Annotated in this window: 22 protein-coding genes; 5 read left to right on the top strand and 17 right to left on the bottom strand. The window is 57.7% G+C overall.

All coding sequences use genetic code 11. The features are described from left to right. Window positions 1-25 precede the first annotated feature (25 nt). The 13 genes from JSS27_02320 to JSS27_02260 form a co-directional block, all read right to left on the bottom strand. Window positions 26-589 (bottom strand): hypothetical protein, encoded by a 564-nt coding sequence (locus JSS27_02320; GenBank protein MBS0207766.1) that lies wholly within the window; start codon window positions 587-589, stop codon window positions 26-28. An 838-nt stretch (window positions 590-1427) separates the two neighbouring features. Further along, complete coding sequence (locus tag JSS27_02315) at window positions 1428-1712, bottom strand: hypothetical protein (GenBank protein ID MBS0207765.1); 285 nt, start codon at window positions 1710-1712, stop codon at window positions 1428-1430. Between the two features lie 16 nt (window positions 1713-1728). Beyond that, window positions 1729-2010 carry a hypothetical protein gene (locus tag JSS27_02310; protein ID MBS0207764.1) on the bottom strand — a complete coding sequence of 94 codons (282 nt, stop codon included), beginning with the start codon at window positions 2008-2010 and terminating at the stop codon, window positions 1729-1731. Then, window positions 2007-5252, bottom strand: a complete 3246-nt coding sequence (locus JSS27_02305) for a CusA/CzcA family heavy metal efflux RND transporter (GenBank protein MBS0207763.1) — start codon at window positions 5250-5252, stop codon at window positions 2007-2009. The genes JSS27_02310 and JSS27_02305 overlap by 4 nt, the downstream gene beginning before the upstream one ends. A gap of 3 nt (window positions 5253-5255) precedes the next feature. Next, complete coding sequence (locus JSS27_02300) at window positions 5256-6233, bottom strand: efflux RND transporter periplasmic adaptor subunit (GenBank protein MBS0207762.1); 978 nt, start codon at window positions 6231-6233, stop codon at window positions 5256-5258. Then, on the bottom strand, window positions 6226-7491 hold the full coding sequence (locus JSS27_02295) for a TolC family protein (protein MBS0207761.1): 1266 nt from the start codon (window positions 7489-7491) through the stop codon (window positions 6226-6228). The genes JSS27_02300 and JSS27_02295 overlap by 8 nt, the downstream gene beginning before the upstream one ends. A gap of 815 nt (window positions 7492-8306) precedes the next feature. Then, window positions 8307-11903, bottom strand: a complete 3597-nt coding sequence (locus tag JSS27_02290) for a DEAD/DEAH box helicase family protein (protein MBS0207760.1) — start codon at window positions 11901-11903, stop codon at window positions 8307-8309. A 1814-nt stretch (window positions 11904-13717) separates the two neighbouring features. Beyond that, window positions 13718-14032, bottom strand: coding sequence for a hypothetical protein (locus JSS27_02285; GenBank protein ID MBS0207759.1), 315 nt, complete (start codon window positions 14030-14032; stop codon window positions 13718-13720). A gap of 213 nt (window positions 14033-14245) precedes the next feature. Next, entirely contained in the window at window positions 14246-14455 is a 210-nt protein-coding gene (locus tag JSS27_02280; GenBank protein ID MBS0207758.1) for a hypothetical protein, read from the bottom strand. Between the two features lie 967 nt (window positions 14456-15422). Next, window positions 15423-15734: a hypothetical protein gene (locus JSS27_02275; GenBank protein MBS0207757.1), complete on the bottom strand. Its 312-nt coding sequence runs from the start codon at window positions 15732-15734 to the stop codon at window positions 15423-15425. Continuing rightward, window positions 15731-16165 (bottom strand): hypothetical protein, encoded by a 435-nt coding sequence (locus tag JSS27_02270; protein MBS0207756.1) that lies wholly within the window; start codon window positions 16163-16165, stop codon window positions 15731-15733. The genes JSS27_02275 and JSS27_02270 overlap by 4 nt, the downstream gene beginning before the upstream one ends. After that, window positions 16162-16497 (bottom strand): hypothetical protein, encoded by a 336-nt coding sequence (locus JSS27_02265; protein MBS0207755.1) that lies wholly within the window; start codon window positions 16495-16497, stop codon window positions 16162-16164. The genes JSS27_02270 and JSS27_02265 overlap by 4 nt, the downstream gene beginning before the upstream one ends. A 75-nt stretch (window positions 16498-16572) precedes the next feature. Further along, window positions 16573-16833 carry a hypothetical protein gene (locus JSS27_02260; protein ID MBS0207754.1) on the bottom strand — a complete coding sequence of 87 codons (261 nt, stop codon included), beginning with the start codon at window positions 16831-16833 and terminating at the stop codon, window positions 16573-16575. A gap of 470 nt (window positions 16834-17303) precedes the next feature. Between JSS27_02260 and JSS27_02255 the strand changes: the two genes are divergently transcribed. Continuing rightward, window positions 17304-17663 (top strand): hypothetical protein, encoded by a 360-nt coding sequence (locus tag JSS27_02255; protein MBS0207753.1) that lies wholly within the window; start codon window positions 17304-17306, stop codon window positions 17661-17663. Window positions 17664-17816: 153 nt separating this feature from the next. Here JSS27_02255 and JSS27_02250 read toward each other — a convergent pair whose 3' ends face one another. Both JSS27_02250 and JSS27_02245 read right to left on the bottom strand, forming a co-directional pair. Beyond that, window positions 17817-18677, bottom strand: coding sequence for an IS3 family transposase (locus JSS27_02250; protein MBS0207752.1), 861 nt, complete (start codon window positions 18675-18677; stop codon window positions 17817-17819). A gap of 26 nt (window positions 18678-18703) precedes the next feature. Next, window positions 18704-18985: a transposase gene (locus tag JSS27_02245; GenBank protein MBS0207751.1), complete on the bottom strand. Its 282-nt coding sequence runs from the start codon at window positions 18983-18985 to the stop codon at window positions 18704-18706. A gap of 70 nt (window positions 18986-19055) precedes the next feature. Here JSS27_02245 and JSS27_02240 point away from each other — a divergent pair, with 70 nt between their 5' ends. The 3 genes from JSS27_02240 (at window position 19056) to JSS27_02230 (ending at window position 22695) form a co-directional block, all read left to right on the top strand. Beyond that, window positions 19056-19313 (top strand): ankyrin repeat domain-containing protein, encoded by a 258-nt coding sequence (locus JSS27_02240; protein MBS0207750.1) that lies wholly within the window; start codon window positions 19056-19058, stop codon window positions 19311-19313. A 165-nt stretch (window positions 19314-19478) separates the two neighbouring features. After that, window positions 19479-22148: a relaxase domain-containing protein gene (locus JSS27_02235; GenBank protein MBS0207749.1), complete on the top strand. Its 2670-nt coding sequence runs from the start codon at window positions 19479-19481 to the stop codon at window positions 22146-22148. After that, window positions 22138-22695, top strand: a complete 558-nt coding sequence (locus JSS27_02230; protein ID MBS0207748.1) for a hypothetical protein — start codon at window positions 22138-22140, stop codon at window positions 22693-22695. The genes JSS27_02235 and JSS27_02230 overlap by 11 nt, the downstream gene beginning before the upstream one ends. Window positions 22696-22702: 7 nt before the next feature. Here the strand turns inward: JSS27_02230 and JSS27_02225 are convergent, their stop codons facing one another. After that, a complete protein-coding gene (locus JSS27_02225) occupies window positions 22703-23908 on the bottom strand; it encodes a tyrosine-type recombinase/integrase (GenBank protein ID MBS0207747.1) in 1206 nt (401 codons plus the stop codon). Between the two features lie 334 nt (window positions 23909-24242). Beyond that, on the bottom strand, window positions 24243-24446 hold the full coding sequence (locus tag JSS27_02220; protein MBS0207746.1) for an AlpA family phage regulatory protein: 204 nt from the start codon (window positions 24444-24446) through the stop codon (window positions 24243-24245). A gap of 509 nt (window positions 24447-24955) precedes the next feature. Between JSS27_02220 and JSS27_02215 the strand changes: the two genes are divergently transcribed. Beyond that, window positions 24956-25744, top strand: coding sequence for a ParB N-terminal domain-containing protein (locus JSS27_02215; GenBank protein MBS0207745.1), 789 nt, complete (start codon window positions 24956-24958; stop codon window positions 25742-25744). Window positions 25745-25746: the final 2 nt, after the last annotated feature.

Raw genomic sequence — 25746 nt, 5'->3', positions numbered from 1 at the left:
GACAACGCCGAGGAGAGAGGCTGGTTTAGCAGCGAATGACAACCGTGGAGACAATGGTCAGCGCGAAATTGCCGTCTGGCGGTGGATCGGACCAATGGATCGCGGGCTGAGATGCCAGCCAGCCATCGAAGCTACTCAACAGCGGCAGGGTAATGAGCGCGGTGAGCCGCTCAACGTCCACCTTGACGGCAGCACGGGAGGCATTTGTTGGCTGGTCGGACGGCAACATAACGGGGATGTGCGTGCATCCACACGGATCGAGCGCCGTGAGCCTATCCGTTCCAGGTTGAACTGGCTGCGACTCGTCATGGTGATTGCAAGCGGCATCGTCGTGTTCGTGCTTGCAACCATCGCCCGTAGTTTCGTGCTCCTCATGGCAGCAGCTGCAGGAGTCAGGGCCAGAGTCAAAGCAGTACGAGCCGTTGCTGCCGACGCATAGATAGACGGAAGCGCCACTCCCCGTGAGGAGTTGCGTCGTCATCAGCATCAGAATGAGCAACAGCCGGGCCATAAAAACACCGCAGACAGATTTTGCCAAGTATTTGATTTTATCGGCAAATGCGGTTCTCGTCCATAACAAAAACCGCATCGTCCCCAGGGGCTAAACAGGGCTATTCGCCGATTCAGGTTGGCAGATCGAGAGAGACTGAGTAAGAAGGGCGCAAGTGCCCTCCGGAGCGGAGCCCCGTTATGCCTGGCCTTTCCCTGCTCGAAGTCCTGGCCGAAGTACCCGCCCCCCCCCCCGCAACCGTCGCGGTCGCGTCCACCCCTTGTCCGCCATCCTCGCTTTGACTGTCCTCGCTATGTTGCGGGGACGCAAGTAGCCGGTGGCCGTTGCCCAGTTCGGCCCGGCTCTCACCCATGCTCTCGGCTTTACCCGTGGCAAGACGCTGGCCGCCTCGTGCTTTTCCGACCTGTTCAGCCGTCTGGACGCGATTGCCTTGAAAGCCGCTCTACCGCTATGGATACAGTCCCGCCTGCGGCCAACTCCCGAAGGAGAAGCGGCAAGAGAGCAGAAAGAGCTGCTCTCCATTGACGGCAAAACTTTGCGAGCAGTCGGGACGTCGTGTCCGGGCGGCATTTGGTCGCGGCTTACTCGCCGCTCGTCGAGGCGGTCCTGGTTCAAGCTCGTGTCGATGCAAAGACCAACGAGCATAAGGCCGCCCTGAAAATGCTGGGCATTCTGCCAGTCTGGAATCGTATCGTCATCGAGTGCGGCCGCCATCCGCCGCCTTAACAGCCACCCGAATGAAGCCCTGGAACTTCTCAATCTCCCTCAACTTGAATAAGCGAATAGCCCTGCAAAGAGTTGCGGTGGTATGGGTGCGGCCGGATTCGCACATCGATCTCTTCGTCCCAGGGCTTCGCAAAGCGAATTGAAACGATCCTCGAATGATTTGTTGAGGCAGGGCTATCCATCAGTCATTCTATTTGTGAAGTTGGACGGGTGGATTCGCATCGACCGTTTCTCCGGTCATCTCCTCGCAGATGTGCTTCATACGCTCGTAATGACTTGCATTTCCACGGGCTTTCGGCGTCGAACCATTGTTGATCTGTGCGGCGCATTCATCTGCAAGAATGAGGCGTTTTTCCGCAACGGTTTTCCCTCGCAACATCTCATTGAGTTTTTCCTGATAACTCGAATCGCAAGCAACCAAAAGCAATCCCCCGCACAATACAAGAAAACGCACCAAGTTTTTCATTCTATTCATACACTGTCTCTCTCCTTTAATTAAGCCGCATCATCTCACGGCATAATTGTTTCAACCGGTTGGTTTCGCTTGTGTTGTGCACCGAAGATAGTCGCCTACCACCGTATTGGCGCTCAAATTTGGCCCTCTTGATCCTGGTGGTATATTCCGCCTCGTTGAGACAGGCCAGGCGCAGTATTTCCTGTTTTTCCTCGGGCGTCTTGTCTGCCAGCTTCTCATCTAAAGATTGTTGCGCTGGTTGGCTGCATCCAAAGAGCAGTATCACAAAGGTCAATGCAACTGTCGTTCGCCGGTTCATAGTTCCTCCTTCTCGGTCAATTCTTGGGCTAGATTAAAGCGGTTGTAGAGAGCGGGAAGCACCAGGAGCGTCAAGATGGTTGCTGCGATGAGCCCGCCGATCACCACGACGGCCAGCGGCTTCTGCACTTCTGCGCCCGCGCCGTTGGAAAGTGCCATCGGCACATAACCGAGCGACGGCACCACCGTTGCCATAATCATGGCGCGCAAGCGGTTTAATGTGCCTTGGCGCACGGCTTCCTCTTTCGGCAGGCCTTCCTGCACGAGCTGGTTGATGCTGTTGATCATCACCAAGCCGTTAAGCACCGAGATACCGGACAGCGCGATAAAGCCCACGCCCGCCGAAATCGAAAACGGCATGTTGATCAACAGCAGCGTGAACACGCCGCCCACCACCGCCAGCGGAATGCCGGAGAACACCAGCAGCGCCTGCTTCACGGAATTGAGCGCGGCAAAGAGCAGCAGGAAAATGAAGAAGAAGCAGGTAGGCACCACGATCATCAGGCGGTCGCTGGCTTCCTTCAAATTCTTAAACTGCCCGCCCCATTCCAGCCAGTATCCGGCTGGGAGCTTCACCTTGGCATCCACCGCCGCCTGAGCATCAGCGACGAATGAGCCGATGTCGCGCCCGCGCACGTTGGCCTGCACTACCATACGGCGCTTGCCGTTCTCGCGGCTGATCTGGTTCGGACCTTCCACCATTTCCAGCTTCGCCACTTCGCGTAAGGGGAGATAGCGCGGGCGGCTGTGCGGCAGATTGGCGTTTTCGTCGGAGTTTTCAGTTTCCTCCGGCAGCAGAATCGGCAGGTTTTCAATCACCGCTATATCACCGCGGAGGTTATCTGGCAGCCGCACCAGAATATCGAAGCGCCTGTCACCCTGGAACACGAGTCCGGATTCTCGCCCGCCCACGGCGATCGCCACCACATCGAGCACATCGCTGACATTGAGGCCGTAGCGCGCAATCGCTGGCCTATCCAGATTGATTTCCAAGAACGGCAGGCCGCTGGCTTGCTCCTCCTTGACGTCCGCCGCGCCGGGAATGGCCTGGAGCTGCTGCATGATCTGCCCGCCGGTTTTCCCCATCGCGCCGAAATCGTCGCCATAGATCTTCACCGCCACGTCGCCGCGCACGCCGGCGATCAGCTCGTTGAAGCGCATCTGAATCGGCTGGGTAAATTCATAATTGTTGCCCGGCACCTTGCGCACGGCTTCCTCCACCCGCTTAATCAGTTCGGATTTCGGCAGTTTCGGGTCAGGCCATTCTTTCTGGTCTTTCAGGATAATGAAGGTATCCGTGGCGTTTGGCGGCATCGGGTCGGATGCCATTTCCGCCGAGCCGGTTTTGCTGAAAACGAACGCCACTTCCTTGAAACCGCTGACCGCTTTTTCCACTTCAAACTGCATTGTCTGCGATTGCGTGAGTGAGGTGGAAGGGATACGCAGCGCCTGCATCGCCATATCCTTCTCGTCGAGCGTCGGAATGAACTCGCGGCCGAGGAAGTTGAAAGTGACGATCGCCAGCAGCACCAGCGCGGTAGCGATGCCAGCGGTTTTGCCGGGGCGCGCGATTGTACGTTCCAGCCAAGGCAGATAATACTCCTTGGCTTTTTCCACCATACGGCCTTCGCCTTCCTTCACCTTGCCAGTGACGAAGATGGCAATCATTGCCGGTACGAACGTGATAGAAAGCACGAAGGAGGCAACCAGCGCCAGAATGACGGTGATCGCCATCGGCTCGAACATCTTGCCTTCGATGCCAGTGAAGGTGAGCATCGGCACATACACCATGATGATGATGGCTTGGCCGAACACGATGGGCTTAATGATTTCCTTGCCCGCCAGCATTACCTCGTGCAGGCGTTCTTTCAGATTCAGTACGCGGCTGCAATGTTTCTGCGCATGTGCCAGTCGGTGCAGGCAGTTTTCTGTGATGATGATCGCGCCGTCCACGATCAGGCCGAAGTCGAGCGCGCCCAAGCTCATCAGATTGCCGGAAATACCTAGCTTAATCATTCCGATAAAAGTCATCAGCATTGAAATCGGGATGACCAGCGCCGTAATCATGGCGGCGCGGATGTTGCCAAGCACAAGGAACAGCACAGCGATGACCAGTAGCGCGCCTTCGGTCAGATTTTTCTCCACCGTGCCGATGGTCCGGTTCACCAGGTTGGTGCGGTTCAATACTGTCTTGGCTTCGATATCCGGCGGCAGGGATTTGACGATTTCTTTCAGCTTCGTGTCCACCGCTTCCGATACGGTGCGACTGTTCGCGCCGATCAGCATCAGCGATGTGCCAACCACGACCTCCTGACCGTTCTCCGATGCGGAGCCCGTGCGGAGTTCCTTGCCAATTCCGACCTGGGCAATGTCGCGCAAATAGACCGGCACGCCTCGGCGCGTGGTGACGACGATATCGCCAATTTCCTCCGCCGTGCTGATACGTCCATCGGCGCGCACCACATAAGAGTCACCGGCTTTTTCGATATAGCCAGCGCCGACGCTTTGATTGTTCTTTTCAAGGGCCTCTACGATGTCCTTAAAACTAAGTCCTAGCGCCACCAGCTTTTCCGGGTATGGCTGCACATGGTACTCGCGCTTATAGCCGCCGATGGCATCGACGCCGGCCACGCCCGCTACGCTTTTAAGCTGCGGGCGGATAATCCAGTCCTGCACCGTGCGCAGGTAGGATGCTAATTCCATATCCCCTTTGAGCTTCTGTCCTTCTGGTGTTAAATAACTGCCGTCGCTTTGCCAACCCGCTTCGCCGTCCTTTACCGCCGCGCCTTCGCCTTTTGGATGCGCATAGCGCACCGTCCACATATAAATTTCACCCAAGCCTGTCGAGATTGCTCCCATGCGCGGGTCGGTGCCGGTCGGTAGCGATTCCTTCGCTTCGGCCAAGCGTTCATTTACCTGCGCGCGAGCAAAATAAATATCGACGTCATCATGAAAAACCGCCGTCACCTGGCTGAACCCGTTGCGCGAGATCGAGCGGGTGCTCTCCAAGCCTGGAATGCCAGCCAGCGCCGTTTCCACTGCGAAAGTAACCTGCTTTTCGATTTCCATCGGAGAAAGCGCGGGTGCGACCGTATTGATCTGCACCTGTACGTTGGTGATATCCGGCACGGCGTCGATCGGCAGAGCTTTGAGCGAATACAGACCAAACACGGCAACCGCTGCGCTGAGCAATGCGACCAGGTAACGGTGATGGAGGGAAAAGCCTAAAATGCGCTCGATCATGATTTAGTCCTCATGCTCGGCACCGGCTTTGCCGATGTCGGCCTTAATTAAAAAGCTGTTGCCGCTGACATATGATTCGCCGGGTTTCAGCCCATCGCGCACTTCCGTCCATTCGTTGTCGGCAATCCCCGCCTTGATAGGGCGCATGAGGTACTTATCGCCGTCTCGCACGAACACCACCGTTTTGCCTTCCATTCGCTGAATCGCGGATGTTTTGACGGCAAGCGGCACTTGCTTCTCACGCACCGCCACGTCGCCGCGCACCGTCATGCCCGAATGCCATAGGCCTTCGTCATTCGGCAGCGTCACGCGCGCAACTATGGTTTGGCTGGAAGATTCAGCGATCGGCGATACCACCGAGATCGGCGCTTCACCTTCATGCTGTCCTTCAAAGCTAATGACGCGGACAGTTTGCCCGTTCTTAATCTTGTCGATATCGCGCGGGAAAACGTGAAATTCCGCCCATACGTTCGACACGTTGACGATGGTAAAGAGCGGCGAATCGCCTGCGACATCGCCAATATTGGTATTGCGCGCGAGGATGACGCCATGAATCGGCGCTTTCACCGGATAGACCTGAAGGCTATCATTGCTTTCCACCGTCGCCAGCACATCGCCCACATCGACGGTTTCGCCTTGGCCTTTTTTCACATCGCGCACGATGCCCGGAAAGCGCGCTTTTACCTGTGCAATGGTGTTTTGGTTCAGCGTGATGCGCCCGGTCAGCGTTACGGTTTCCGCAACAGTGGCACCGCCAGCGGTTTCCGTCTTAATGCCCGCAGCATCGGCGGCGTCCTTGGCGATCTCCGTGCTGTCGCCGGCGGGCTCACCTTCCTTATGGCCTTCCTCGGCATTGCCTTCTTCTTTCCTTTCCGGTTCGGCCTGCGCGAGCGCATTTTCAGCCTTGCCGCCCATAAGCCAGTAGCCACCGCCAATCAACGCCGCCAACAACAAAATAATAACTAGCGATTTATTACTCATGAGGCTCCTCGTTATAACTGGCTGGCGTGGTATGGGTGGCGGTCAGGCGCTCCACTTCGGCGCGGTTGCGGTGGTAATCGCGCAAGGCATCCTGGTAGCTGGAGCGGGTTTCATAAAGCGTTCGCTGGGCGTCAAGCACTTCCAGATAGGAAAACTTGCCTTCGCCATAGCCCCGGCGCGACAAGGTAAAAGCCTTCTGCGCAGCGGGCAGAATGGTATCTTTAAGAGTGACGGCCTGGTTGTATGCTATTTCCAGTTCAGCCTGCGCGCGCGTCAGTTCGGTATTGAGCGTCAGCGCCGCATTTTCCCTGATGCTTTCGGTGCGGGTGACTTCCTGGCGGGCTGTCTCAATATTGCCGCGATTCAGATTGAATACCGGAATCGGCAGCGACAGGCCGACTACGAAGGCGCGGTCATTGCTCTCGCGGAAATCCCGCACACCGGCGCTGATGCGCGGGTCCGGCACCGCATTGGCTTTTTCCAAATCCAGCGCTGCTTTGCTGCGCGCAACTTCCGCATCGAAGCGGGCGAAATCCGGGTTTTTCTTCCACTCATCCATTGCTACGGCCAGCGGCGCCGGTTGTGTAATCGTAAAGAAAGCGGCGTTGTCGAGCTCATACGCCTCATTTGTGCCGCCCCATAGCGAGGCCAGCGCGCGCTTGGCGGTCACAAGAGCGAGTTCCGCTTTGTCATGTGCGATGGTGCTGGTGGAAAGCGCTACTTCCGCCTTGCTTTTCTGAATCAACGGCTCACGCGCCGCGCCGACGCGCTGGCTCACCACGCTCAATACGTCTTTTGCCAATTCCTGTTGCTCGGAGGTGATTTGTGCCTGTTCCTGCGCGGCGATGGCGTCGATATAAGCGAGCTGCACTTCGCGCACCAGATCCAGCCGCGCCGTTTCGTAATCGAATCCCGCAAGTGTTGCGCCTTGCTCAGCAACGTCGATGCGGGCAGAACGTTTGCCGCCAATCTCTATCAGCTGTGACACCCCATACGTTACCTCTGCCGATCGCAATCCGCGATACTGGCCTTCGCCGCCGATATTCTCCGCTTCCACGGAGGCCTCAGGATTTGCCCATGCACTGGCTTGGTCGCGTTCACCTTTACTCGCTGCAAGTGACGCTTTTACTGACCTAAGTCGCGGTGAAGCAGCAAGAGCATTCGTGATCGCAGTTTCCAGTGTGACCACCATCGGCGTCGTGGGGCGTGCAATCGTATCACTCGCGGTGCCAGGGTCATGGGCTTCGGTCTGCGTCACATTACTTGTTTCCGCAAGCAGCTGAACGCGCGTAGCTGAAGCCGTTGTTGGCACAGAAATGCCAATTAAAGAAGTGATCAAAACACATCGTCTCATAACGCAAACACATAATTCCGTAACAGGATTTGTCATTGAGCGCGCGAATGAGGCGCGTCAGCTGATGGATAATTAAGCGTTAAGCGTGCGATGGAGGCTCTAAGAGTGGACGGGGCGAGAATGATCTGAGGTTGCTGTCTGTGAAAAACAAGAAAGGCTGGCTTATCGCACTGCGATGATAAGAGAACAATTCGAGTGTTTGCCGGAGTGACTGATGATGTTGGCAGCAGAAATGGTCGGATTCTCCAGGCTTCTCAGATTTCTGGGTAATATGATTGTCAGAGACACTGGCGAGTTGCATAGACGAATGGTGCAGGACGCACTGATATCCGTGATAGGTGGGTACAACCACAAGGCTCATGATGATGGTAAAAAGAAGTACGATTCGGCTCATGGGACATGGCTATCACAACGATCGCATAGATGCAATCGTTTTGTTAGAGTGCCACCGTGAGTGCGTGGCAGCCTTGGCCGACAATCAGCCTCTCGCAGGCGTGTATTCAGCTGTGCCTTAGGGTGAAAGAGCGGCCACCAGCCTGTCGCAACCTGATTCGGACGTTTTATTCACCGTCGCCGTCGGAGTGTTTCGTCGCGGGGGTTCACAAGCCCCGCGACGAAATGCGACAGAGGCAGAGGTGAAGCTGCTGGTCCTTCTGAACCATTCACCAGAGCCTGAGGTGGATTCTGAGCGGGGGTTCTTCCTTTGCACGAGTGGATTATCAGGATGGGCTTTGCGATTCACCATCGGTGCGCTGCTGGCGTTCCCTCAGGATGCGTTCCTGGAATGTCATTGTCTTCGGCTCCGGCGATCCGTCTTCATTTGGGCTGGATTCGTCCGCCGACGCGACCTCTTCCTGCCGACGGCGGATGCGGGCGGTGATTGGCTCCTCAGCAGATACGTGCTTGCGTTGCACGCGCTGCGGAGTTGCCTCAATGGTGTTCGCAGATTTCAGCGATTTGATCTGGTCGGCCAGTTCAGAAACGCTCGGACCGGACTGATCACGGGAATTGTGTGCGGTAGCCGATAGCCCGGCCTTGAGCTGGTCCCGTAAGTCAGTCAGTTGCAACAGGTACGCATCGTGCGGAAATGCTTTTCCCAGCCGGGCTTGATAGTCGCGTAACTGCGATTCGGCAATCGACAGATCCTGCCGGACGCGGACGGTCTCAGCCGCGTAGCCGGTGGCAATCCGTTCCAGGGCATTGAGCACGGCGCGTGGTCCCTGATGCTCCCGCGAAAGCGAGTCATGCCGAATGATCGCACCTTCGAGATATACGTCGGGTGGAAACTGCGGATGCAGGACCAAACCGAATTGCAGGCCCCGGAAGGTGCCAAGCGGAACGCGGGTATTCTCGCGGACGTTGGTCGGCAGCAGTTCCAGCTTGCCCGCAAGAGCAGCAGGTGCGTCTTCGCGGTTCCAGGGTTGCTTGCCAATGACGATGCGGTCCTGGGCATGGCCCGTGACGGTCGCCTCGTCGGTGGTCAGATTTGACAGCCGTTCGGTGAGGCTCGTGATGGTAGCCGGCAAACTCTTCACGTTTCGACGGGCGACGTATTGCTCGTCGAGATGGTTCTTTTTCAGGAGGTTGAGCCGCTGCAACTCGGCATCAGCTTCGGCCAGTGTGAGCACTGCCGGGTTTCCGGATGCGATTGCTTTGACCTCGGCATAGGAGAGTTCCTGTCCGCCGATGTCCTCGGCGCGTCGGGCGGCATTGTCACCGGTGATGACCTGGCCAATGAACCGGGCCTTGGTTTCGAGGGCCTGCCACATATAGGCATCGAACGAACCCTCGGTAACGTAACGGTAAATCGCCACTTCCTTGTTTTCATTGCCCTGGCGGAGAATGCGGCCGTCACGCTGTTCGACTTCCGCCGGTTTCCACGGTGCATCGAGGTGATGCAGGGCGACCAACCGTTTCTGGACGTTGGTGCCCGTGCCCATCTTTTGCGTACTGCCGATCAGCACCCGCACTGAACCTTGGCGAACCTTCTCGAACAATGCCTGCTTCTTGGCGTCGGATTCGGCTTCGCCGATGGTGGCAATCTGCTCGCGGGGAATGCCCTGGGCGATCAGCTTCTCGATGATCTCGTCATACGGCGAGTAACCCCACGCTGTCGGATTCACGCCCATGTCGGCAAAAATCATTTGCGTTCCGCGTGTTGGCGTGCTCTTCCTCCAGATTTCCACAACGTTTTCCACAAGACGGTTGACCTTCGATCCCGGAAAATCAGGGGCCGTGGCCGAAAGCATCCGGGCATCGGTGGCGAGCTTGCGGCCGTCGGTTGTAATTGCCAGTGCGTTATCAATACGCGGGTCGATCTTCTCCGACCGCAGCCGTTCGTAGCGTTCCACCAACTCCCTTTGCAGTTCGCACTGTTCATCGGACATGGGGCAGGCAACCACGATGGGCTTGTCGCCTCGCAGTCGCGGACGCGGCAGGTTGAGCATCTCGGCGGTCTGCACATCGGAGAATGCCCGGAACATCTGCTGAAGCTCCGGCAGGTTTGTGAACCGGGCAAACCGGCTGCGGGGGCGAAGCCCGGCACCATCCGGGGAAATCTCCATCGTGTCCACGACTTCGCCGAAGGTGGCTGCCCAGGCGTCGAAATGCTCGATTCCCCGGCTTCTGAGGCCCTCTGGGTCGAGGAATCGCTGCATGGTGTACATCTCCACCATCGTGTTGCTGATCGGCGTTCCTGTGGCAAATGTGACGCCGTGGCCAGCGTGCTGCTCGTCGAGGAAGCGGGCCTTCATGTACACGTCGAAGGCGCGTTCGCTGCCTCCAGTCTGGATACCGGCGACACGTTCCATCTTGGTCGGGGTTTCCAGGTTCTTGAAATAATGGGCCTCGTCGATGAAGACGTGATCGACCCCCAGTTCATCGAATACCAGCCCGTCATCCTTCTTGTCCTCGGCCAAAAGGTTCTTGAGCCGCTCAGCGCGGGCCGCCTTCTGCTTTTCGATCTGCTTGATGAGGTTGCGGTTGGCGCCCTTGTCGGCAGCGTGTTCGCGGAGCAATGCGTCGTATTCCGCGATCTGCTCCAGCAGGAACTTCTCCTGATAATCCCGTGACATGCCGATGCGCTCGAAGGATGAATGCGTGACGACGATGCCATCCCATTCGCCGCTGGCAATCTTGGCGGTGAGGAACTTGCGGCGGTCGCGGGTCAGGTCTTCCTTGGCGGCAACCAGCAGCTTCGCATTCGGATACAACTGCATGAATTCGCGGGCGAATTGCTCCAGCAGGTGATTGGGGACGACGTACATCGGCTTTTTGACAAGCCCGGCCTGTTTCATCTTCATGCCGGTTGCGGCCATCGTGAATGTCTTGCCGGCACCGACGACGTGGGCCAGCAAGGTGTTGCCGCTGCTCATGCCCCGCCAGACGGCATCCTTCTGATGCGGGCGGAGCGTCAATGCCTGATTCATCCCCTGGAAATCGAGATGCGAGCCGTCGAACAGCCGGGGACGCAGATTGTTATAGGTGTCGTTGTAAATCCGCACGAGGCGTTCGGTGCGTTCCGGGTCGGTGAACACCCACGAACGGAAACGCTCCTTAATGAGCTTCTGCTTCTCGCGGGCTGCCATCGTCTCTTCCTGGTTGACCACCCTCTCCTCACAGTCGCCATTCTGGATGGTGTCGTAAATGGTCGGCGACTTCATGTTGAGGGCCAGTTCGAGCAGCCAGGTGCCGTTGGCTCGCGACGTTCCGAATTCCGATGTTGCGGCGACGGATGCCTTGGCGGCGTATCCGGCGTCCAGGCTCCAGACGGCATCTTTCTTCAGGTGGGCCACCGGCACGGAAGACGGCTCAACATGGAACAGGTCGGCGGCAAATGCCTGAATATCGCTTGCCGGAATCCACGGTGCCCCAAGCCCGGCGTCGATGTCGCCCGGTAGCACGTCCTCGGGCTGCACCTGCCGCAAGGCGTTGACGTTGCGTTGGTATTGCGAGCCTGCCGCTTCGGCGGCGGCGAGTTTTGCCCGCACGTTACCGGACAGGTAGGCGTCGGCGGTCTGCCATTCCTGCGATTGCGGTTCCTGAAAGATCAGGTCGCCCAGTTCGGTGATAATCTGCTGCTCCGGCTTACCGTACAGGGATGCGATATAGGCGAGATCCACCGTGCCGCGCTGATTGAGCGATACCAGCAAGCCTTCCTCGGCGGAGCGTACTTGCGTAACGGGCGGGTTCTTGCCTACCACGTCCTTCGACATGATGGCGGCTTTGGTCGCCTTGCCGGTCACTTCGTCGTAATCTTCGAGCGACATGACCAGCATCGCGTCCGGGTCTTCCTTGAATTTTACAAGGTTGGGCATCCGGCGGATGACGCTGCCATCGGCTGTTTCGCCGAAGGTGGTCTTGTTGATCGGGCCGTAGGCAGCAACGAAACGGTCATAAGTGCGATTGAGTTCGCGGCGGGCATCGTCACGGTGCGATTGCGGCCATCCTTCGTTCTGCGATTGCAGCACGCGGCGAGCGCGGTCACGCAGTTCGACCAGAGCGGCCATGCGTTTGCCGGTCATCGTGCCATCAGCTTTGAGCGTCGTGCCGCCATAGACAACGGGAACGCCTTGTCCGCCTTGCGATTGATAAATGACCTTGTCGTCACCCAGGAAGAAGCTGCCTTCGCTGATGTGGCGTTCCGGTGGCGGCGGTACGAATGCCGGAGCGGCTTCAGTTTCGGCTTGCGTTGATTGCAGCGGCTCGAATTTTGGAAGCCGGTCAATCGCTTGCCTGAGTTTTCCTTGCAGGTCGCCATTACCAATGACGCTGAACCCTTCGCCTCCATAGAGCGTGTCCTTGCGGGACCAGTTGCCCAGCACCATTTCGGGATGGTTCAGGAAGTAGCGGTTTACCGGAACCTCTGCGCCATCGATCGTCAGCGGTGCGATGCCCAGCCAGTCGGGATCGACGTGGTGGGCAGGTTCGCCCCGGTCACGCTTCCGAAGAAATACGATGTCGGTCACCACGGCGGTTCCTTCCCGCTTGAACGCATCCGACGGCAACCGGATCGCTCCCACGAAGTCGGCTTTCGACGCCAGGTACTCGCGGATCGCGGCGTTCTGCTTGTCGAGCGTGAAGTGGGAAGTGACCAGCGCCAGCACGCCACCGGGTTTCAGTGTGTCGATGGATTTGGCGAAGAAATAATCATGCAGCGAATACTTCTGCCCGTGGTAATCGAGCTTCAGATCGGCAAACGGCACGTTGCCGATTACGGCGTCGATGCGGTTTTCCGGCAGCGTTGTGTCGCGGAAACTTTCGATGCGGATGTCGTGTTCGGGATGGAGGGCGCGGGCGATGCGACCGGAGATAGAATCGAGTTCGACACCGATAAAGCGATTGCCCGGTTTCCCCTGGCTCATGAAATTGCCGGTGCCGCAGCCTGGCTCAAGAATCGTCGCGCCCTCCGGCACGCCCAGGCGACCGATAGCATCATGGATGCCGTCGATGACGGTGGGTGATGTGTAGAAGGCGTTGAACGTGGTGCGTTTGGCACTGTCATATTCCTGGGGCGTGAGCAGTGATTGCAGTTCCTCGCCGAGAGCTTGCCAGCCAGTGTCCTTGTGTTTGCCAGTCACGGGATCGGGAAAGATTGAGAGAGCCACGGCACCGAAGCCGCCGAAACGGGCGAGTACCTGCCGTTCGGCATCGGTAGCGCGTCGCTGTTCCTGCTCGATGGCCTCTAGCGTGCGGATGGCGGCGATGATGTCGCGCGCCTTCGATTTCTCTCCGCTTGAAATGTTCGCTGGTGTCGGCGACGACGGAATTGAGAACAGATCCCTTGCTGCCGGTCGTGGCGGCGGGTCGGTGAATCGAATCGGTGGCGGTAGGTCTAACTGAAAGCTGAGTTGTGTTCCTTGCACGTCGCGGTCTCCTCCTTGTGTTACCGGCCCCGCAACTGGGGCCTGACGGCTCGCGGAGGAATCAGCCGCAGTCCGGGGCTCCGCTCGCGTCGCGACCGTGCCAGCGGAATTTTGGGGGAGACCTTCAGGGGGAACCGGAATTCCGCTTGCACGGCCCGGCGGGCTGATTAGCGTGCCGTCATCTGATGCCCCAGGCGGGGTCGGCACGTCGGGAGATTGGTCGTCCGATAGCGAATCAAAAAGGCTTCGCTGTCCTCGGGAGTGCTTCAGTCTCTCGACATGGGACCAACGAGAAACGCCATTGCCTGATCGAGCGTAGGCAGTTCCCTGTCGTCCTGCGGTGACTCGCTCTGCAAACGTTCCTGCAATTGCTCGACCGCCATCTCCATTGCCGTGCTTCGGATCTGGCTCGGGTCGTGGCCCGGTATCGCCGACAGCAGGTCGATGAAGGCTTCGTGACTCTGCTTCAACTCGTGGGCGTACCGCTCCAGTGTTGTCAGCAACCTGCGTTCCTTCCGCAGGCGTTCGTGCATCTCCGTCCGTTGCTGGAGGAGTGTTAGGACGATGGTCTTGTAGTGCATGGTCATCTCCTTTGACTGGTGAGGTTGATTTTACTTCGTTTGCCGGTTCGGGTGAACCGTTTCCATCGAGAGGAAATAAAGTGGGCTGATCCCACGAAGGCGGCTTCTTCGGCATACGTCAAGGGTATGCCTCCGCCCGTTTTGGATGCCCGTTCTGGCCAAAGTATCGGCGCGGTGGAAAGATTCGATCCGGACGAGACTGGTGCGGCATGGCTACCTCGACCAGCCACGGCCCCGATGATGGTCGGTCGGACCGAAGGCATCTCTCAAGACCTGGCTGGCGGCAACGCCGGCCATAATGATCATGGAACCGACTGCCACATACTGGAGGATCATCGCCATGCGCTCGTTGCCGCAATTCTTCGACATCATCTGGGCCTGATTGCCCAGATCGTTGAAGTGATATGTTGGAGGCATGGACATAAGCAAAGTGTATCACTGCTGAAATGCTCGCGCAACTTGCGAAGACGCTGAAACCCGCAGAAAACCTAGTGTCTCCGAGAATCGCTGTTGCAAGTTTTGCGCAGTCTTCATTCTCTCTGTGGACGTTGGCGGACGAGTTCGTCGCCATCATTGAGTGCGCTTACATGGGCACTCATTTGTCCGCTGGCGTTCGCACGAAGCGCGATCGCACGCGACATTGCAACCACGAACACGCGTGCTAACCGGCGCTCCACCGAAAGCAGCCGGTTAGCACCGCAGCGAGTCGAGGTTGCCAGGCGTCTGAACCGCTGGAACGGTTCCAGCGAGCCTATGCTGTGCATAGGGAAGACGCCTGTTCAAAAACGTGCTTGAGAATGTTGTCAGGAATTCACAATGTCTCAATTGGGTGGCGAAGCGCGATCTCTCCCCGATGCCGTGGCTTTTGGTCGAGCAAACCGCCGTCCGCCAGCTACGGCGGTCGCGTGAGGATAGCGGGATGATGCAGCCGACTGTCCGTGGTCAGCCAGTTCGGAATCAAAGATGTATTGGAGCCGCCATGCCCGAAGGGGGCGGCATGTTGCAGGGCCTCTGGTTGGAATGGCCCCTTACGCGAAACGCGAACAGCGTTTTTTGGCGGAAGGGGGGCGAAAGCCCAAATGTGAAAGGGGGGAGCCAGTCAAGGACGACCGGAGCGGAGGGGCACCCGGTCTGCACAAGCGAGGTTTTGGGAGCGCGGAAGATTGGGGAGGAGGCCGCGAACGGTCGCTTGCCCCGGTCCTTGACGGGCGGGGGATGCTCCCCCGGCTTGCGTTACAAGACGTCAGCACCGCAGGTGTCCGCTTCCAGGCCGGCAGGCCGCAGCACAAGCGGGCGTGAGGGGGCGGTAGCCGTCCCTCGAAGAGGACCGGAGCGGAGCACAGCCCGTGAGCACGCGGTCGCCGGGATGGCGATGTGCCCAAATGCTGAATCAGGCTCGGTCATTCGGGCTGGCGATGAATAGCTCCATGTCGCCGTAGAAAGAACCTCCCCACCGTATCATGTCTTCATGCGTTTCTAACCAGATTTCGCTGTTGTCAGACTCGCCGTGGATTCGGAACGTCGAGCAGTACGTGTGGACATAGCAGGAAAGAGGACCGAACGTCGGCCCGTTGAATCCCCAGTCGTCCATTTCCTGATTGGGGTCTCTGCGGCCATGATACAGCCGCAGGTACAGCTTGCCCGGTTGCAGAGGCGTACCGCTGGGTAATACGAGTGGTGATTTGATGTCAGTATCGGTCATGCTGGACTCCCTTCCCCGGCAGTTTCCTCCGCGTAATGTGAGCGGGCGCGGTCAAGGGCCAAGTCGAAATCAAAGTTGTGACGATCAGCCCAGTGCATCAGGTCAGCCAGTAGGTCGCCGAGTGCGTCTTCCAGATCGGTTCCGGTTTCAAACATGAATGCGAGTAGGGCAGAACCGGCCCATTGGGCGCGGCTGTCGTTCATGCCGTCCGGGTCGGGCGGCAGGTGGCTTCGCGTGCGGAAGTTCCGCAGCTTTCCGTCAAAGCCACAGTCTGGGCAATGGGTGCTGCTGTCGTCATCCCATTCATGATCCCCCGTCGGCTCGCTGCCATCGTCGGTCACGAGGCAGGAAATCAGAGCGGTGATCTTGAATCGGTCTTCCTGCGCACACTGCGGGCAGCGGATGCCTTCCAGGCAATTCACGTTCGTCATGCTGCCCTCCCTGTCGCTTTGGCGATGACAGCAATTGCCTCGCGATAGGCATCTCCTTCTTCACCTTCCGACTCGTCGTAATCGGCAAGGAGATCGGCACAAACGACAAGTGAGGCCAGCAATCTCGGTGCCGTTGATACAAGGCGGGCATTGGACTCCTGCAAGTCGGGGGCCATATTCTCATTGGTGTCGAACAGTTTGATGTGGTCAGCATCGAAGATTTCAAAAGCCGGGATTTCGGCATCGACGCCGAGTGGGCTGGACTCTGAGCGGACGGTGTACGGGTTGTATCCGTAGCTCCAAGGTGCCGGGGAATGGTTAAGAGCAGTCATATTGCGATTCCTTTCTGAAAGTGTTGAGGATGAAAGAAAACCGGCGGGCGGTTGGACCGCCCGCCGGCATCCGCGTCAGGCGGCAACCTTCGCCGCTTCCTTGCGGCCCTTGGCGTCAGCCTGCTGCTGGTGCATGATCCAGGTGTGGGCCAGGTCGAACAGCTTGGCCATCGTCAGCAGGTCGTCAAAGCCGAGGCTGTCGGTCTCCTTCCAGGCGTCATCCTGCTTGTAGCTGCGGCTCGGAATGACGCTGTACCAGTTGCCCTTTTCGCCGTGGTTTCTCCAGATCGTGACTTGCAGGACTCCGATACGGATTTTGTGTGCTGGTTGTGACATGGTGTTCTCCTTCTGATTTAAGTTTCCGGCTGCGACTATCGCGGCCTTACGGGACGCACCCAAAAGCCGCAACAGGCCGGTAGGCTTTCAAGCCCAACGCGGGCAAGCGAAAGGCCGAAGGCTTCCTTCAGGAAAGCGGCCTTGGCAGCTTGCGCGGACCGGCGGCGGCTTTAAGCGTGCCCGGTGAAAAGGCCGTGTGTGCGGTCGGACTAAAAGCCCCGAAGAAGGAAGACGGCATGTTGACCAGACGACAAAGCCAAGTCCTGCAAGGTCATTGCTGAGATCAGAAAATAGGTCGGCGTCGGCAACACGGCGGCCCAAACTGTGCATCAGACGCAGGAATCACGACCAGCGAGCACTATGCGCATGACATCGGCAATGTTCCGTGCTATTACGAAGTTACCTGAGCAGACAACACTCAGCGGGTCGCATCTGATCGGTGCGTAAGTTATGAAATAGTGGAGGTAAATATGCGCGATGACGGACACTGGGGACCGTTTTGGACCCCTTTACATATAGCTGCGCAGAATGGGGATGCAGTTACAGTACAGCAATTGCTGGAGACTGGCGTATACGTAAACGCCCAGACGGACCTTGGAGAAACGCCTCTGCATACAGGGCAATCGCATGTGCAATCCGTTGTTGGAAAAGCACTTGCGGCTTCGGCAATTCGTGCCGATAAAAAACACCCCCTTAAACCAGCGAGATTTCGATCGTTTTTTACCGGCATTTTCCGCCGGAATCGCAAGTCATTCACGGGCATGAGGTTCAACATGCGATTGCCCTGCCTCTGCATAGAGCAGCACTTGAAAGCAAAACGCGCGTTGTAGAGATTCTGCTCGGGGCGGGTAGTCACGTAAACACGCGGACAATTTACCAAGAAACAGCCTTGCACATGGCATCCTATGAACCTGTTCCAGAAGTGGTTGAGCTGCTGCTGTCGTCAGGTGGGGTGCTTCAGGTTTCCTGGACAGTCCAGTGTCTTATTTTCCGGGAGGGTGTTGGGTTTCAAACTGGGCCGGGGAGACGTACCCCAGCGACGAATGGATGCGCTCGGCGTTGTAGTAGCGGATGTAGCTCGACAGCTCGCGCAGCGCGTCGGCGCTGCTCTCATATTCGACCAGTTCCAACTCCTGCTTGATCGTCCCAAAGCACGATTCCATGAAGGCATTGTCGTAACAGTTCGCCGCGGCGCTCATGCTCTGAGAGATCCCGGCACGCCGCAGCACGGCCCGATATCTCGCCGAGGCGTACTGGCCGCCCCGGTCCGTGTGATGGATCAAGCCCGACTCCGGTTGCCGGTCTCGAATCGCGCGTCGCAGTGCGCCGAGAACCAGTTCCTCATCCATCGTCAGCCCGAAATCCCAGCCCACGATCCGCCGCGAAAACAGGTCCATCAACAGTGCCAGATAACCGAACCGGCTGCCTGACGTGCGCGTGGCCAGCGGAATGTACGTGATGTCACCGACCCACACTTCATCAACCCTCAAAGGCGCCTTTCTGCCTTTCAACAGGTTTTCGTTGTAGCCCAGGCTGTGCCGGCTGTCGGTCGTGCGCGGCGTGAACGACTGGGGCTGAATCGCACGCAAACCCTGGTTTTTCAGCAGCCTGGCGACCCGCGCCACGCCACAGACGATCCCGCGCTCGGACAACGCCACCGCGATCCTCCGTGCTCCGTACCGCCGACGATGATGCCAGAACACGTCGCAAATCACCGGCGTCAACTCCCGATCTGCTTCCTCTCTGTGAGACTCTTCCTCGCTCCGCCAGGCGTAAAACCCCGACCGGCTCACGTCGAGCGCATCGCACACCGCCGAGGCCGCGAACGATTCCGTCAGCACCAACTGGTCGATCCCCGCATACACGTCTCTCACCCGTCGCGGCCGAAAATGGAGAGCGCTTTTTTTAGGATGTCACGCTCCCGCTCCACCCGCCTGAGCTCCGCTTCGAGCTCCCGCACGCGACCTTCCAGACCGACCGCCGTGCGGCCTCCCTGCTGAATCGCTGCCCGCTTCCAGCGATACAACACGGTGGGACTCGACAGCCCCAGTCGTGCGGAAATCGAACCTGCCGAATGACCATCCAGCAGCATCTGCACCGCCTCGGCCTTGAACTCCTCCGTGAATCGACGACGCTTCCGACGCTCCGGCAACTTCACCTTCCCAGACGGCTGCTTCGACATCGGCTGGCTCTCCTGGACCCCTCCAGAATAAGCCTCTCGACTGTCCGAAAAACATGAAGCAGGTCAAGGCGCGGATATTCATGCACAGGACTTTCAAGGCAAGACACCACTACATTGCGCAGCAGGGTTTGCGGATTCCAGAATAATTCAGATGCTGGTAAAAGCAGGGGCTGATCTGAGTGTCAGGAATACTGACGATGAAACGCCGCGTAACTATGCAGAACGGTTGGAGCGGAAAGAAAACGTCCGGTTTCTGGAGACTATAGAAGCCCCAGGTGTCCAGGACCCAACACAATAAAAACGTGACACATGGCCAACGCGGTTCATCACAAGCCATCGGCGTCGCAGTCGCGCGTGAGTCACATTTGCGTGATGTTGAATCGTCGCAAACGTAGAGTTTCTGCGGTGGAGCACAAAAGTGTTAACGTTCCGTTAACGATGTTGTGCTACGATAAAATAGGGCATGATGCGAATCACGCAACAGAACAGTGCCCAGGGAGCCAAGCGCTACTACGCGACGGCTGATTATTACAGCGAGGGCCAAGAGATCATCGGCTCCTGGGGCGGCAGAGGAGCTTCCCGGCTCGGCCTTGAAGGCACCGTTGACAAGCAATCCTTCGAGCGTCTCTGCGACAATCTCGACCCACGGACGGGAATGCAACTGACGGTTCGGTCGCGCACCGAACGGACGGTTGGTTACGATTTCACATTCTCGGTTCCTAAGTCAGTGTCCCTGCTCTATGCGATGAGCGGTGATCAGGGCATTCTGGATGCCTTCCGCAATAGCGTCGATGAGACGATGCGGGAGGTCGAAACTGAGATGAAAACCCGCGTGCGCCGCAAAGGCCAGGATGCGAACCGCACGACCGGCAACATGGTGTGGGCGGAATTCATCCATACCACGTCACGACCCGTCGATGGCGTGCCCGACCCCCAGTTGCACGCCCACGTATTCACCTTCAACACTACGTGGGACCAGGAAGAAGAGCGTTGGAAGGCAGGTCAGTTCCGCGAATTGAAGCAGGATGCACCGTATTTCCAGGCCGCGTTCCGTGTGCGACTGGCCAACAAACTCCAGGATATAGGCTTCGGTGTGGCCCGTAAGCGTGACGATTTTGAAATCGCCGGGATTCCCAAGGATTTGCTCCAACGCTTCTCGCGCCGGACAGCACTGATTGAGAAGATTGCCGCCGAGAAAGGGATAACCGACCCGGATCGCAAAGCCGAACTGGGGGCCGAAACCCGCGAGAAGAAGAGCAAGGCATTGACCATCGAAGAACTTCGTGATGCCTGGGCAAGCCGGATGACAGTCGAGGAGCGGCATGGCCTGGAAGGCACGTCCTGCCGTGCGACAAACTATGCCCGGCAATTCCATCAGGAAGCGGCGGCGGTCGATCACGCCATCGAGCACAGTTATGTGCGCGAGGCAGTGGTTCCAGAACGCAAGCTCGTGACCGAAGCGTTGAAACGCGGCCTCGGCAGTGTGACCGTCGAGGATGTGGCGCGCGAAACAGCGAACCGGCCGCTCATACGCAGCGAATTCGAGGGCCGCACGATGGCAACCACGCGGTTGATGCGGGATATGGAATCGCAGCTCATTGCGTTCGCTCGTGATGGACGCGGCCGCTGCCGTCCTCTTGGCGATCCGAAGCGCCCGGTTTCCCGTGAGTGGCTCAACGACGAACAGAAGGCAGCCGTCGCCCATGTGATTGGCTCCCGCGACCGGGTGATGATTATTCGCGGCGTGGCCGGAACCGGAAAAACAACGCTGGAACAGGAACTCGGCGAAGCGATTGTTGAGGCGGGCAAACCCGTGGTTGCCATCGCTCAATCTGTGAAAGCCAGCCGTGAAGTGCTGCGAAACGACGCAGGCTTCAAAGATGCTGACACGGTAGCCATGTTTCTGAAGGACAAGAAAATGCAGGAAGCGGTACGTGGCGGCGTGCTGCTCGTGGATGAAGCAAGCCAGCTTGGCACAAGAGAAATGCTCAGGTTGTTTGAGGTCGCCGAAATGGCCAATGCCCGCGTTGTACTCGTGGGCGACCGAAGGCAGCATCGCAGCGTCACTGCTGGCGAACCGCTCAAGCTGTTGGAAGAAACGGCAGGGTTGAAGGTGGCGGCGGTAACGCAGATTCTCAGGCAGGAAGCTGCCGATTACCGAAAGGTGGCGCAGCAGTTGAGCGAAGGTCACACCGATAAAGCGTTCGGGTTGCTCGACCAGCTCGGGTGGATCAAACAGGTGTCGGATGAGGACCGGTACAAGCAACTCGCCGAAACCTACATCGCGGCGGTGTCTGAGAAAAAGGCAACCGGTGATTTCAAAACCGCTCTCGTTGTGTCGCCAACGCACGCCGAAGGTGATCGCGTTACGGCGTCAATCCGTGATGGCCTGAAGGCACGAGGCAGGCTCAGTAAAGAGCAGGTTGTTGATGCCTGGGTTCCGACTCACCTGACAGATTCACAGAAAACCGACTCCACCGAATATGAGCCGGGATACCTGGTGCAATTTCAGCAGAATGCGAAGGGGTTCACGAAAGGCGATAGGCTTGTTGTGGGCGACGGCATTCGATTGCCGACCGGGCTTGCAGACCGGTTCGAGGTGTATCGTCCAACTCAACTTACATTGGCGGTCGGCGACCGAATTCGCGTCACAGCGGGCGGCAAAACCAAGGATGGAAAGCATCGCCTGAGCAACGGGTCGTTGTTCAACGTCCAGGGATTCACCAGGCGAGGCGATGTTGTCGTGGATCATGGCTGGGTCATTGACCGGGAATTCGGCCATCTGACACACGGCTACTGCACGACCAGCCATGCCAGCCAGGGCGATACGGTCAACAAGGTATTCGTGGCCATCGCCAGCGAGTCGCTGCCGGCGACGACGCAGCGAACAGCTTACGTGGCGCTGACACGCGGCAAAGAGCAGGCCGTCGTTTTCACGGATGACAGGATCAGCTTGCTGAAGGCAGTAGGACGGCCTGACGAGCCGATGTCGGCAACGGAACTTTCCGAGGCTGCAAAGCAGCCCGGATTGAAGGATCGTTTGAAACAGCTTGCGTTTGCACGCGGGCTTTCGGTTTTCGGTAACGGCAAAGATGCCATCACCCCGGATCGAGGATTGGACCATGCCGGATGACACAACACATCAGGATCGTCTTAAACGCGGTGGGGCCGCATCGGGCCTGAGTGGCATCTTGCAGTCGAAGGAAGCGGATGATGAGGGGGAAGCCACGTGCGGAGCGTTTGGCTACTTACGCGGACTTCGCGACCAATCTGCGGCGCTGGAGTTTCGATTCAGGAACGGGACCAGCATGTGGTTTCCCTACTCACAGATGGGACCGTGGAAATACGATCCATCAGAAGGTTTGCTGCTCACCTTCAATTCCGCAGCGGTGTATGTGGTTCTTATAAGGGGCTCCAATCTCGCAAAACCTTTGAACGAAGGAGCGATCAATCTGACGCACGCCGGCTTGCAGCGTCACCGGGTCTTGTTTATCCGCGAAATGAGCGAAGACGAAATCAGGAAGGTAGGCGACACGGGGCCGACCATCGACAGCATTGAAGTCGCGGAGTTTGAGTCGCATGAGGCAATCAAGGCATGGCTCACAAAGAATGCTCCCGCGTTCCTGTTTGCTCGTTCCATTGAATCAGAACCACCTACGATCCCGACACGAAGTCGATAATATGGGCTTATTTGCGGCGGGGCTTTTCATTCTTTGTTCCAGCCTTGTCAAGAAAGTCTGCCCACCACTGCATCATTTCCCGGCGTTCCGGGAGGTATTGGGCATGGTTGTAGGCAGCACGGACGTTATTCCGTTCGCTGTGGGCAAGCTGCCGCTCGATTATATCCGCACGGAACCCATGCTCGTTCAGAATCGTGCTTGCCGTGCTGCGAAAGCCATGCCCGGTAGCGCGAGAATGATAGCCCATGCGATACAGGGCATACAGCATTGTGTTTTCGCTCATGTAGGTAGCAGGGTTGTGCTCATTTGGAAAAACAAAGCTCCGATTGCCAGAGATCTTTTGCAGTTCCCGGAGAACTCCGATTGCCTGCGTCGATAACGGAACAATGTGTAGCCGGTTCATCTTCATGCGTTCGGCAGGAATTCGCCATTCCGCTTTATCCCAATCAATTTCCGTCCATAGTGCGCCGCGGAGCTCATTGGTACGGACGAACGTGAGGAGCAGAAGACGCAGTGCCAACTTGGTTTGTGGGCTCCCGTTGTATGCGTCGAGCTTTCCCAGGTAATCGGGCAATTCACTCTCGGTCAGGAAGGAGTGATGACTGACAACCGGGGTTTTAAGGGCACCTCGCAGATCAGGAACCGGATTGCGTTCTGCCCGGCCAGTGGCAATGGCATACATGAAGATTTGGCCCGTCACCTGCATCATGCGGTGGGCGGTATCAAGAGTGCCCCTCGCTTCAATGACGCGAAGCATTGCTAAGACTTCCGGCGCTGTAATTTCCGCAACAGGCCTGTTGCCGAGCTTGGAAAGGATATGCTTTTCGACTTGGCCCCGTTGGCGAAGAGCGTGCGAGGGTGCCCATTCGTGTTCGCGCATTGTCAACCATTCGCGGGCGATCACCTCAAACACGTTTGCGCTCTTTAGAATGACCTGTCGTTTTACCTCCTTCTTCAGCTCGCTAGGATCGCTCCCGCCTGCGAGTGCCTTACGTGCTTCTGCTCGCTTCTCGCGTGCATCTGCCAAATTGACTTCAGGATAAACGCCCAAGGCCAGCAGCTTTTCTTTGCCTGCGACAAAGTACCGCAGCCGCCAGTATTTGCTGCCGGTCGGCATAACGACGAGAAAGAGCCCTTCGCCGTCAGAAAGCTTGTAGGGCCTCGGTTTTGGCTTGGCGTTGCGGATTTGTGCATCAGAAAGAGACTTGGGCATGGGGTACAAGTTGTCATCCGGTGGGGTATATGGGCAGATATGTACCCCGAATTTTTTGTGGATGTCAACAAGTTTCGATGAACGCCAACAACAGCGAGTCGGTGTAGGAATGGCTCCCAGACTACGTTACCCGGTGGCCGGCACGTCAATCGGGGCCAAGTTGTGGTGGGCAATGCAGGAATCATATTGGGACGACAAGCATTTGATAAAAGTGGCTAATGTTACCGCCGTTACAATCAGATACCCCAGTTTTGTACCCCTACCAACGAAAGCGAAGGCCGAACTTCTCAAAGAGCCTGTCAGTAACAGCAGAATCTGTCGCCTTCGTCAACCGTTATACGATCGGTGTATGCTCAGACAACTGCTTTACCAGTTCGCGGATGTCCTCAGCGCGCCAGGCTGTGCATCGCTCTGAAAGTTTGACAGGCTTCGGAAACCGCCCTGATTTCACACCCTTCCACCAACTGGTTTTCCCCAGAGGAATGATGCTGAGCACTTGGGGTAATCGAAGAAACCCCGTTTCTGGCACGTCCTGCATACGGTGGCCCCTCCCTGGCCAGTGTTCCATAGCAACTATTGTTTCAGAATATCACAGTTCAGCGGCATTGTCGCGCTGAAAGTGGCTCTGGCTGCGGGTTTGGAAGGCATCGCCCCCGTCACGTCTGCTGAACCCAGCCCTCTGCGAAGCGGCTTCCAGACGGGTCTTCTCTCAAGGACACGAATGAGCCGGAGTGCCACACCCAGTTCCGCAATGAGTTCATTCGGCACCGGTGTTGTGTGTTTCGTACTGGACCAAACAGGCATCGGCTTTAGGGTTCAGGGGCGGTGGACCAGATAACTCCTCTGACAATGGCATGTTGCGCTAACGGTCGGCGACGCAAATGCGTCTGCCTGGTGCAGCCAAAGGTCGTGCCATTTCGCTTTGCCCATACCGGTGTCTGACCGCGCCCGCTGAATGACGACGTTGGCCCTTTGTTGATTTGAGCGCTCCGAAGAAGACTTCGATTATCGGAACGAGGACACGCAATCGAGAAGTCGGAGGCCAAGATGTCAACGATCAAGATGATGCCAACCGGTCACTTGAAGGCCGATCCGGGGAATTATCGAAAAGAGGCGGACGAACCAGAGTTGGGCCATTTGGGCGACGACCTGGTGTGCCGGGGAATATTGGTGCCGCTCCTGGCTCGACCGGACGGGACGCTGATCGACGGCTGGAGACGATGGCTGGCAGCACAGCGAAAGGGAATCAAAGAACTCCCAGTCATCATCACCGACAGGCCGGAAGCTGAGATTCCAGGCATTCGAATGGCGACGGTCTTCCACAAGGCGGACCTGAAGGCGAGTGAGAAGTGGCAAGCCTTGGAGGAATTCAAGCGAGTGCATCCTGAATCGGGGATGCAGGAAATCGCCAAGCTTCTACACATCGATCCCAGTATGGTGACGCGACTCTTGTCACCCTCGAAATGCACGTTGGAGTGGCAGGAAGCGCTGAAGGAGGGGAGAGTCGGCATATCCGACTGCTATGCGGCCTCGAAGCTGCCGGAAAAGGAACAGGCCGCTCTTCTGACCATGAAGCTCTCCGGTGCCAGCCGGGACGCCATCGAGCAAGCCGGACGCAAGAGCCGCAAGGCGAACGTGCCGGCGGTCAGGATGTCCCGCGTCAGGTGCATGTTGCCGTCGGGAGTTTGCATCGTCACCAGCGGGGAAAAGCTGTCATTGGATGACCTGATCGAGTCGTTCGCGGAAGCCCACAAGGAAGCCAAGAAAGCCCGCGAGCAGGGTCTGGACGCCAAAACGTTTCAGGCGGTCATGAAGGATAAGAGCAGAAAGGGATAAGC

Source organism: Planctomycetota bacterium, assembly GCA_018242585.1.
GTDB lineage: Bacteria > Planctomycetota > Planctomycetia > Pirellulales > PNKZ01 > JAFEBQ01.
Note: the sequence above shows the minus strand (reverse complement) of the source record. Positions and strands in the feature narration are given on the sequence as shown.